Source organism: Clostridium oceanicum, from assembly GCF_039521385.1.
GTDB lineage: Bacteria > Bacillota > Clostridia > Clostridiales > Clostridiaceae > Clostridium_F > Clostridium_F oceanicum.
In genome coordinates, this window is sequence record NZ_BAAACG010000003.1 from 238618 (window position 1) to 250454 (window position 11837).

Annotated in this window: 9 protein-coding genes; all 9 read right to left on the reverse strand. The window is 27.9% G+C overall.

Translation table 11 applies throughout. From position 1 onward, the window contains the following. Positions 1-132: 132 nt before the first annotated feature. Entirely contained in the window at positions 133-1854 is a 1722-nt protein-coding gene (locus ABDZ71_RS02790) for a methyl-accepting chemotaxis protein (protein ID WP_343758636.1), read from the reverse strand. Between the two features lie 135 nt (positions 1855-1989). After that, positions 1990-2880: a homoserine kinase gene (thrB, locus tag ABDZ71_RS02795; RefSeq protein ID WP_343758638.1), complete on the reverse strand. Its 891-nt coding sequence runs from the start codon at positions 2878-2880 to the stop codon at positions 1990-1992. Position 2881: 1 nt separating this feature from the next. After that, a complete protein-coding gene (thrC, locus tag ABDZ71_RS02800; RefSeq protein WP_343758640.1) occupies positions 2882-3937 on the reverse strand; it encodes a threonine synthase in 1056 nt (351 codons plus the stop codon). Between the two features lies 1 nt (position 3938). After that, on the reverse strand, positions 3939-5183 hold the full coding sequence (locus ABDZ71_RS02805; protein WP_343758642.1) for a homoserine dehydrogenase: 1245 nt from the start codon (positions 5181-5183) through the stop codon (positions 3939-3941). Positions 5184-5394: 211 nt separating this feature from the next. After that, on the reverse strand, positions 5395-6840 hold the full coding sequence (locus ABDZ71_RS02810; RefSeq protein ID WP_343758644.1) for a tetratricopeptide repeat protein: 1446 nt from the start codon (positions 6838-6840) through the stop codon (positions 5395-5397). Between the two features lie 169 nt (positions 6841-7009). Then, positions 7010-9706, reverse strand: coding sequence for a glycoside hydrolase family 38 N-terminal domain-containing protein (locus tag ABDZ71_RS02815; RefSeq protein ID WP_343758646.1), 2697 nt, complete (start codon positions 9704-9706; stop codon positions 7010-7012). 88 nt (positions 9707-9794) lie between these two features. Next, positions 9795-10964: a hypothetical protein gene (locus tag ABDZ71_RS02820; RefSeq protein WP_343758648.1), complete on the reverse strand. Its 1170-nt coding sequence runs from the start codon at positions 10962-10964 to the stop codon at positions 9795-9797. Between the two features lie 27 nt (positions 10965-10991). After that, on the reverse strand, positions 10992-11300 hold the full coding sequence (locus tag ABDZ71_RS02825; protein WP_343758650.1) for a PTS fructose transporter subunit IIB: 309 nt from the start codon (positions 11298-11300) through the stop codon (positions 10992-10994). A 71-nt stretch (positions 11301-11371) separates the two neighbouring features. Further along, a complete protein-coding gene (locus tag ABDZ71_RS02830; RefSeq protein ID WP_343758653.1) occupies positions 11372-11821 on the reverse strand; it encodes a PTS sugar transporter subunit IIA in 450 nt (149 codons plus the stop codon). Between the last annotated feature and the right edge of the window lie 16 nt (positions 11822-11837).

Below are 11837 nucleotides of genomic sequence, written 5' to 3' on the forward strand. Positions count from 1 at the left end.
ATCAAATTTATAAAGTGTACCTTAAATATTAAATTTTAGTGTACCTTTACATAAAGTATTTAGTAAAATATAAAAAAAAAGAAGTTAAATAATTTAACTTCTCTACATTTATATACAACTAAAAATATAATTTTAAATTTTAAATTTACTAACTAATCCGTTTAATTTTTCAGCAAATTCTGCTTGGCTTTGAGCCGTTGCTGAAACCTCTTCCATTGCACTAGTGGCATCATCTACATTTCCTAATATATCTGATGTGTACTCTGCTGAGTTTTGGGCTATAGAAGCCATATTTTGTATTGCTTCATTAACTTGATTAACAGTAGCTTCAATCTCTTCTGTCATAGAAGCTAAATCTTCTGACATATTACTAACATATTCAGAATCATTATAATATCTTTTTCCTGTTCTTAAATATTTATCTGCCATATCATTTACTTTAACATTAACAAAATCTAAAACTTCATTACTATCATTAGATAAATTTTTAAAAGCACTTTGAACTTTATCTATTGTAAGTTGTATTGTAGATACAGTTTTAGCTGATTGTTCTGCAAGAGTCCTTACTTCTTCTGCTACTACTGCAAATCCTTTTCCATGTTCTCCCGCTCTAGCAGCTTCTATAGCTGCATTTAAAGCTAAAAGATTAGTTTGTTCTGCAATACCTCCAATAGCATCTGCCATAACTTTGATTTCTTCTACTACTTTTCCTGCTTCTATAGATTCTAATATCTTTTTCTCTGTATCTTTATATACTCTTTGAGTATCTTCAATAGCATCCTTTGCAATACCTTGTACTCTTATAGCATTTTTCTTAGAATCATTAGCATTATTACTTCCGTCTATAGATTTTTGTGAAAGTTCTCCAACACTTGAGTTTATTTCTTCCATAGAAGCTGTTATCTCTTCTGATGATGCACTAGTTTCTTGAACTCCTTTATTTATATGAGTTGTTGATTCATCAATAACTTCAAACTTAGCAGTTAGCTCTTCCATTGTTGCAGATAACTCTTCACTTGAAGCACTCATATTTTCCAAATCATTCATCACTACTTTTATAAGCTCTCTAACATTATCTTGAGCAGTATTTAAAGCAATTGCTGTTTCACTCATTTCATCTTTACCAGTTATTTTTATTGGAGTTGAAAAATCATATACTGCTAGTTTACTAGCAAAATCTTTAATTCTTCCTAACCCGTACATAATATTTTTAATTATTATAATAGAAAGTAATACAGATATTATTAGACAAACTACAATAATTGATATCATAGTAAATTTGGAATTTGAATATATTTCTTCATTATATTCATTAGCATTTTTTGCTTCATTAACATTTATACTACTTAATGTTTTTAAATTCTTAACCATTTCTTCTTTATTTTGACTAGCTCCATTTTCATAAAGATCTTCTGCTTCTTTAAACTTTTTATTTTTCACTAATCCTGTTATTTTTTCTCTATCTTCGATATATTTTTTTACATTTTCCTTAAACTCTCTATAAACTTTCTTTTCTTCTTCTGTAGATGGTAGAGCCTCATATTTCCTCATTAATTCATCATTTAATTTAGCAATATTATCTATTTGTGTTATTCTTTCTTCTATTTCTTTTAAGGTTGCATCTTTATCATATAATATACAAGCAAATTCTATTCTTTGTTCATTTATATTAGATTTAAATTCTTCTATGTATTTTGTAGATAATAAATTAGTTTCATACATATTTTTAGAATTTTTATTAATTTGAGAACTTGATATTAACCCTACTATCCCCATTATACATATTAAAATACTCAATAAAGAAACGGTAAAAATAAGTTTTGTTTTTACTTTAGTTGTTTTTATTAAATTCATTTCATCATCCTCTCATTCTATAAACAATAAATTTTCATATGCGCTATTATAACTATTTTCGACTTTTTCTTTCAACATTTTAGTAAATATGTACAAAAAAAGAAAAACTGTACATTTAGCACAGCTTTTTATTCTTTAAACTATTTGTACTCCTTCTAAATCCGGTTCCAAAAGTTTAATATTCCAAATTTTCTTACCATTATTTAAGATGTCTTTCATAGAATTCATAAATTTTTCTTCATCTTTATGAATAACTGATATTAAGGTAGAGCCAGATCCACTTATGAATTCTCCTATAGCACCAAACTCTTTTGATTTTTCAAATATATATTCTGAATCTTGTATAAGCTTTTTTCTATAGGGTTGATGTATTTTATCATCAAAAGACAACCTTAATTTATCATATTCTTTATTATACAAAGAGGAAATTAACATAGAAGATCTAGATATATTATATATACAATCTTTTTTATCATAAGATTTTGGTAATATATCTCTAGATTCTTCTGTATCCACCTTAAAAGATGGAATCATAACAACAAATTTTAATTCTTCCGGTACTTTAACTTTAGAATAATTTATTTTATTTTCATCCATTAAAGATATAACCATTCCCCCTACTGTAGCAGGTACAACATTATCTGGATGCCCTTCTATTTCAGTTGCTATATTTATTATATCTTCTTTTGAAAATTCTCGATTCATTATTTTACCTGCAGATACTACTGCAGAAACTATACAAGCTGCACTAGAACCTAATCCTCTAGACATTGGTATATTGCATTCTTCCATATTTATATTAAATCCATTATATTTATATTTAAAATTATCTAAAACTTTAGTAAGAGTTTTGTAAACCAAATGATTTTTATAATCTAATTCACTTTCTTCTCCATTTATAAATATCTTACTTTCTTCATCAGTTTCTTCTATTTCTACATAATTATATAACTTTAAAGCCATACCTAAGACATCAAAGCCTGGGCCCATATTAGCAGTAGTAGCTGGAATTTTTACTCTTACCATATTAAAATCCCCCTAATATTTCACTTTCTATAACATTATAATCACAAGGAAGTACTGTTATATCTTTATTTTCCTTTATTGCTATATCAGGATCTTTAAGACCGTTACCAGTTAACACACAAACTACTTTTTTTCCTTTTTCTAATTTTCCTTCTTTATATGATTTATATAACCCAGCTATAGATATGCATGAAGCCGGCTCTGCAAATATGCCTTCCATTTTACCTAACATATTATAGGCTTTTAAAATATCTTCATCAGTTATTTTATCTATAAGCCCTTCACTTTTTTCTATAGCATTTAAAGCTTTATCCCAACTAGCAGGATTTCCTATTCTTATTGCTGTAGCTATAGTTTCAGGATTTTCTATCACTTTTTTATCAACTATAGGTGCAGAACCTGCTGCTTGAAATCCAAATAATTTTGGAATTTTACTTATATATTCTTTATCAGAGTATTCTTTAAATCCTTTAAAATAGGCTGTTATATTTCCAGCATTACCTACAGGTATACATAAATAATCAGGACTATCACCTAATTGGTCAGAAACTTCAAAAGCTGCAGTTTTTTGTCCTTCAATTCTATTAGGATTTATAGAGTTAACTAAAGTTATAGGATTTTTATCTGATATTTCTTTTACCATGTTTAATGCATCATCAAAATTTCCTTCAACAGCTATTATTTTCGCTCCATACACCATGGCTTGAGCAAGTTTACCTAAAGCAATTTTATTATTAGGTATCAAAACTACTGCTTTTATTCCTGCTTTTGCAGCAAAAGCTGCTGCTGATGCTGAAGTATTACCAGTAGATGCACATATTACTGCTTTTGATCCACTTTCTACAGCTTTAGTTACCGCCATTGTCATACCTCTATCTTTAAATGAACCAGTAGGATTTAATCCTTCATATTTTAAATATATTTCAAGACCAGGCATAAGTTTTTCTAAATTTTCCGCTCTAATTAAAGGTGTATTTCCTTCACATAAAGTAATAACTTTAGTTTCCTCACTAACAGGTAAATATTTTTTGTATTTATTTATAAGACCTCTCCACATTTTAAACTTCCCCCATAATTAGTATTTTTCTATAGCTATCTGCTTCTTCTTTTTTAACAATCTCATTTAATATTTCATTAATATTTTTTTCTTTTCCTTTTACTATAGCCATAAGTTCACTTTCATCATTTACAAAATTATTAGAATAAACATAAGTATTACTAAATTTATCTGAAATCTTATTCATAACATCAATTCTTTTATCAGTTTTAATCCTAATTAACCATTCTTTTTCTTCTTCTATTAAAGTGTCTACTTTTATTTCATCATCTGCAATATTCATAAATAAAGAACTTTTATTTGTAACAACATCTACAATATCTGCAAATACAGAACTAGCTGTTGGAAGCATTCCTGCTCCTTTACCACAAAATGAAACTTCCCCTACTGCATTACCTTTTACTAAAATAGCATTATTTTCGTTTTCTATAATTCCTAAAGTTGAGTTTTTCTTTACCATAACAGGTCTTACTGATCCGTACATATCATCATTTACTTTATTACTCATACAAAGTAATTTTATTGTATAGCCTTTATCTTTAGCTACTAAAAAATCTTTATAATCTATATCTGTAATTCCTTCTATAAACATATCTTTCCAATGAACTTTCTTATTAAAAGCTATACTAGATAATATGGCTAGCTTTCTTGCAGAATCATACCCCATAACATCTGATTCTGGATTAGCTTCAGCGTATCCGTAGTCTTGAGCTAATTTTAAAGCTTCATTGTAACTCATATTTTCTTTTTCAATTTTACTTAATATAAAATTAGTTGTACCATTTAATACTGCTTTAATATTTTCTATTTTATTTCCTAATAAACATTCAGCTAGAGGCTTTAATATAGGTATCCCACCACCTACAGCTGCCTCAAAATATAACTTAACCCCATTTTCTCTAGCTATACTTAATAATTCATTACCATGTTCTGCTATTAAATCTTTATTTGCAGTAACTACATGTTTTTTATTTTTCAAAGATCTTTTTACATATTCATATGAAGGATCTAATCCGCCCATTGCTTCAACAACTATATCTACTTTATTTTTAAAAATATCTTCTATATCATTAGTTATAAGTCTATTATTTTTGTTATCTTTGTATTTTTCTAAATTTCTAACTAATATACTAGAAATACTCAATTCTTGGTCCATAGAATTTTTAAATATTCCTCTATTTGTATTGATTAATTCTGCTACCCCACTTCCAACTACACCATAACCTAACATTGCTATAGAAATCATATACCTTCCCCCCAATTTCATTTATAATTAAATACATATTTGTACGCATATACAATACACATGTTCTTAATTTGAAAACTTTAAAATTATATTAACACATCCGTGTAGAGAATACAAATGTTTTTTCTTTGAAAACATTTTCAATTTTAAAAAGATAGATCTAAAGGTATTAATGGGTTTAATCCTTTAAATCTATCCTCTTATTTATATTCTAGCTCTTTACTCTTTTTAATCCTTCTTTTGCTATTTTATCTTCAGGATTTATTGAAATTGCTTTATTAAAATCCTTCGTAGCCTTATCTTTATCTTTAAGTTCTAAATAAGCTAACCCTCGTCCTGTATATGAATTAGAATTTTTGTCATTAAATTTTATAGACTTATTAAATTCTTCTATAGCTTCTTTATACTTTTTACTATAGTAATAGGTCCATCCTTTTCCATTTATAGCATAAACATATTTAGAATTTAATTTTAAGGCTTTATCAAAATTTTCTAGAGATTTATCATATTTCCTTTGGTCTTGATAGACCCATCCTTTACCAGTATATGAATCATATAACGTAAGATTAAATTCTAAAGCTTTATCAAAATCTTTTAAAGCTTCATTATATTTTCCTTCTTCTCTGTATACATACCCACGACCTACATAAGCATCAAAATACTTATCATTTATGTCTATTGCTTTATTAAAATTATTTAAAGCATCATTATATTTTCTCTCTGATCTATATAGATTTCCTAAAACAACATAGTTATCTGGGTTGTTAGGAGAAAGTTTTATTGCCTTATTAAAATTATCTATAGCTTCTTTATTTTTATTTTGATTATAGTAAGCTATTCCTTTACCTACATAACTATCATCAATCTTTTCATTTAAACTTATAACATTATCAAAATCTTTTATTGCTTCATCATATTTTCCTAGTTCGTTATATACCCAGCCTCTACCTATCAATCCATATATATATTTAGGTTTTAAATCTATAGATTTTTTAAAGTCTTCTAAAGCTTCATTATATTTTAATTGTTCTTTGTAAACCCATCCTCTTTCACCATATCCACCTTTATATTTAGGATTTAATTCTATAGCTTTATTAAGGTCTTCTAAAGATTTATTATATTTCTTATCATACTTATATACTGTACCTCTACCTATATAAGCTCCTATCAAATTTTTATCTTTTTCTAAAGCTTTGTTATAGTTATCCATTGCTTCTTTATTTTTATCTTCATACCTATACAAATCTCCTAAAAATAAGTAATCTAATCTACTTTCTGGTTTTAATTTTATAGCTTCATTAAAATCTGATTTTATATCCTCTTTCTTTCCTAGATTTCTATCTGCTATAGTTTTTACTCCATAGGCCAAATAATTCTCTTTATTTAACTCTATAGCTTTTTTAGAATTTTCCAATGCTTTTTCATATTCTTCATTTTCTATATTACAATAAGCTAAATAAGAATATGCTTTAGAATCTTTAGGATTATTATTTGTAGCTTTAGATAAAACAGTCCTTGCTGCATCAAAATCTGCTTGTGCTATGTATTTTTCTGCTGATTCTACACTACTCTCTTTTTTATTCCAATAAAAAAATATTCCTCCTACAATAACACAAAGTAAAACAATAACAGCAATTATTCCACCTTTATTCTTCATTTTATCTGTATCCTTTCTATTTATCATAATTATATATTCATATTTTTTACTAAAATATATAATTTTATGTAAATATAAATTATACAGTAATATTTTATTATAATTACCTTAATTAAATAGATAAAATAGTAAAGTGAGTTCAATAATTATTGAACTCACTTTACTATTTTTATAATATTATCTTAACGTTTATAATTTCTCCTGGTCTTAAATTTCCTAATTCTAAACTTCCATCAATATCTACATCTTCTGCCCCATTTGTAAATCTAATTTCTTTGTAATCTACATTAATTTTTAATGTACCACCATCAACTTCATGATTTTCATTGTTGAAAACTCTTAAAACATAGGCATTTCCTTCATTTGCTTTTTTAAGTGTTCCAAAAGTTGCCTCAGAATCTTGTAATTCAAGTAATTTAAATTCTTCTGGAACACCTTGTGAAAGTGCAGCAGTATCTAAGAAACACATAGGAAATACCACTCTTTCCAATCTTTGATTTTGGAAATAACTTTGATCTGTTGCATATTTAACATATTCTTTACCAATTTTATTTCCATCAAATTTATCACTATATTCAAAACCAAATTCAAATTGGTTATCTCCAAGCATTTGACTAAGTGGAGTTTCAAATAATTTTTCTTGTAGTCCACTAGCACGACCTGGTCTTCTATTTAAATCTGGTAAACCTAAGTGTCCTACCCCTCTAAAAATTGTTAATGCAATATCACTATAATTTTCACCAATGATTTCATATTCTTTGCTTCCTCTTGTATATGCAGTTGCAACATATTTGTTTCCAAGTAAAGATACATAATTTAATAAAGGATATGTAGGAGTTGGCTCCTCTAACCAAGAACTAGATTCTATTGGTTCACCATCATATTTTTGTGCTCTCCAGCTTTCAAGATTTTCAGGTAAAGTCTCACGCTTAATATATCCAAATTGTGTTCCTGCATAAGAATATTTGCTTTCATTTTCAGTTCTAACAACTAATCTTACTCTATGATTTAATGATTTATTATCAAAATTTCCTGAAACCTCAATAACATTTCTATCTTCCCTTAATCTAAATTTTAATTTATATCCTAATTTAGTAGTAACTTTTCCTTCTGCTCTTTCCTGTAAGTTATAAGGAACTAATACTTTACCTTCTATTTCAAGTTCACTTACATTTTTAGTATTATAGGCTCTATTGATTTTAGCATCTTTAAAATCATACTTAAGAATTAGATCTTTATCTGGATATGAATGATCATAGTTATCACCTTCATCTCCTGATTCTTCTATATAAATAGAATCCTTATGTAAAATATCATATTTTTTATCATATATATTAAATTTATCATCTACAAAAGATATTTTATATCTGCTATTTTCTATGGTATCGCAAACTTCTTCAGTAATTGTAATTTTATTTGCTTTTTCTCCATCTAAAAGATATAAAGTTTTATATGAAAATCCATTAAAATCTTTTATATTAATAGATATTTCTGTTCTATAGAAGTAATCTTCTTCTTTCATTAAACTAGCATCTTTTCTGTAAATGCCACTGAACATTCTATCAACATCTATTACTGAATATTCTACTTCTTCACCATTTAATTCTAACTTGAAATCTTTAGATCTTGAATATACATATAATTTAGTACACATATCACGTTTTTCAGGTAATGTGTTATATATAACTATTGGCATTTTGTTTTCTTCTTTTGGAATTGTTGCTGCAATTTTTCTAATCAAATATACCTTACATGATTCGGCTATGTTATATGCTCTTGCACTTCTAACTTTTATTAATTCATTAGTTTTATCTGTATTTGTAGCTGAAGAATGAGTTTGACTTCTAACTAATAGATCCCAGGCTCTATCAATAAGTCCTTTATCATATTCTAATCCTAAGTTATCAATCATAGTCATTAATGGTTGAACTTCATATGTCATTATTCTTTCAACTTTATCTTGAAGAGCTTTTATATCCGCTCTTGCAGAAAAAAGAGATCTATGCATACGGTGATGCTGAGCACTCATAAATTCACCTTTATAACTTTTAAAATCTTTGCTTTCTTCACGTAATTTATCCATATATTCATGGAATGTTATCTCTTCAAATTCAAATTCATCCGATTCCTTATTATATTTATCAATTAACTCTTGAAAATCATCAATTGTAGGATTTAAATCAAATCCAATTGGAAGTAAAAATTCATTATCTAAAGTAGACCATTTAGCAAGACTTCTAAATTCATTATTTAAATCTTTTCCCTGATAATTTTCAGCTTTCTCATCTGTTAATTTCCCACTAACAAATGCAGGTGTTGCAAAACCATATCCACATTGCAATACGTTAGTTAAAACTTTACTTCCATCATTTGACTCCCAATAAAAATCTATAGGTAAATTATGCTCTTCTCCCATACCACGTCTAAATATAAAATCATTTATTCCCATTGAGCTAAATATTTTAGGAAAATCTTGTGTATGTCCAAAAGAATCTGGCAACCATGCAAGTTTAGATGTTCCACCATATTTATCTCCTAATTCCATACCTATTCGTAAATTATTGAAAATAGCTTCCCCACTAGAGATAAAACAATCTAATTGAGCATGAAAAGGTCCAATAAATAGCTTATTTTCTTGAACTAATTTTTCTACTCTTTTTCTATCCTCTTGATGGGATAATAAGTAATCTTCTAATGCATCCGTTCTACCATCTAAAAAGAATTGTTTTAATCTACCTTCCTCTAGTGCATCAATTAAATCTTTTGTATTATATGCAAATTGAACTGTTGTATCTTCTTCTGTAAAATACCATTCTGGATCCCAATGAACTTGTTGTACTACATTAGCCTTTATTTTTTGCTTCATTAAAAAGCTCCTCCTCAACATTAGTTAACAATTTTTATTTAGATTTAAATTATGAAATGTATAATTTAATGACTAATAACCTTATAATTTATATAATCATACCTGTAGAATCATCAAGGAATACAGGTTTTCCATCATTTTTTTTCAGTTCACGGCGCAATAAAATTGTAAATATTGCTGTTCCAACTAAAACACCTACTGCAAAAGATAAAATCCAGTGAACTATAGCCATAGATCCATTACCAACATTAACAAAAGGAAGTGCAAGCCAAAATCCTAATGGAACTTGTAACTTAATTTGAAAATAAGCTGCTAATCCTGCTGAAATAGCACCGGCTGAAATGGTAGATGGTAATACAATTTGTGGCTTTTGGAAAAGAAGTGGTAATCCACCCTCTGTTACTGTAAAAAAGCAGTTAATTCCATTATTAATAACAGTTTGACGACCAGTAGCATTAAAAGCCTTTTTAGTAATAAGATAAGCTAAAAAGAAAACTGCTCCTGATGTTGGAATTGCAATATGATTAAACGTATGTGGATAAAGATCAGTACCTATAACTCCTAAACCAAACAAAACTGACACCTTACCAATTGGGCCTCCTAGGTCACTAACAACCATAGCACCCATAACAACTGCTAAAAGAATACGTTTTCCCGGAACATTATGCATTGATGTTAAGAATGCAGTAAGCATATCCATAATATTAGTAATTAAAAGTCCAACAGAAAATCTATATATTAGGCCCCCGACCAGAATTGCCATAATAGGTATGAATACAAAACTTGTAACTGTTCTTAGTCCTCCTTTTAGAGACATTTTTTTAACTGTGAAACGAACTAAATAACCAACAATCCAACCAGCAATAATACCTCCAAGAAAGTTACCGCCCATCTTATTTGCCATTGTACCAAGTATAAATCCAGGAGCTACACCTGGCTTACCAACAAGTGCATAAGCTGTAAAAGCAGCCATAAACTCAGGAATTATATAAAATCCCATCTTACCTAGCCAAAAGATAAGCCTGTCCAATTCTGCAAAAGTAATATTCATAAAACCATCTTTTGTTAAATATCCTCCTGCAGCTTTATACATATAGTCATTGAAAACCAACATATCTTTACCACTAATAGCATATATAAATGTTCCTATAGCGATAAGTATACCGCCACCTGCAACAAGTGGAATCATATATGAAAGTCCATTATACATAGCTCTTTTCATTTCTTCCCAAGTATCTTTAATACTAAATTCACTCATTTGCTCTCCCTCCATTTCTATTCATATTTATCTAACTAAATTTTCAGCTTTAATAATAGGTGCTTCAGCATCTTTTAAAACATCACCTATTGCCACTTTCAAAACTTTTTTCCCAACAAAACGCTCTTCTCTTTCACAACCAACCATTAATGCCATAATAATTACATCTGCATCTTTAATTTCTTTAAAAGAAAGTTCATCTTCAGCACCAAGTGCCCCTTGTTTTTCAACTTTCATACTATGACCTCTAGCCTCTGCTGCTTCTTTCAACTTAGTAGCAGCTAAATAAGTATGTGCAACCCCTGTAGGACATGCTGTAATTCCTAAAATTTTCATTTTACTTCCTCCTTTAATTGGTTTAATTATTTTTTATTTTTAATAATTTATTTAATTTTAATTATTAACTACTAACATATCGCTGATATAGCATTTACTACTACTTCTTCATTTTCTGCATTTAAAAACTTATTTAAAAATTCATCATCCATTAACTTACTTGCAATTTTTGATAAAATTCTTAAATGTGTATTATTAGCATCCTCTTTTTTTATAGCTAAAAGAAATACTAATTTTACAGGATTCCCATCTATAGCATCCCAATCAACTTGATTTTTTAATCTTGCAAATACAACACTAGTCTCTTTAACTCCACATGACTTTCCATGAGGTATAGCTACTGCTTTACCAACTCCTGTTGTAATCTCTTTCTCTCTTTCTAAAACATCAAATATATAAGTTTCTTCATCAATCAATTTTCCTTCTTTTTTTAAAACCTTTGTAAGTTGTTTAATTACATCTTTCTTATCTTTTGCATCTAATCCTAGTTTAATCATATTTTGATTTATCAAATTCTGCATATCCAACAAATGTCCC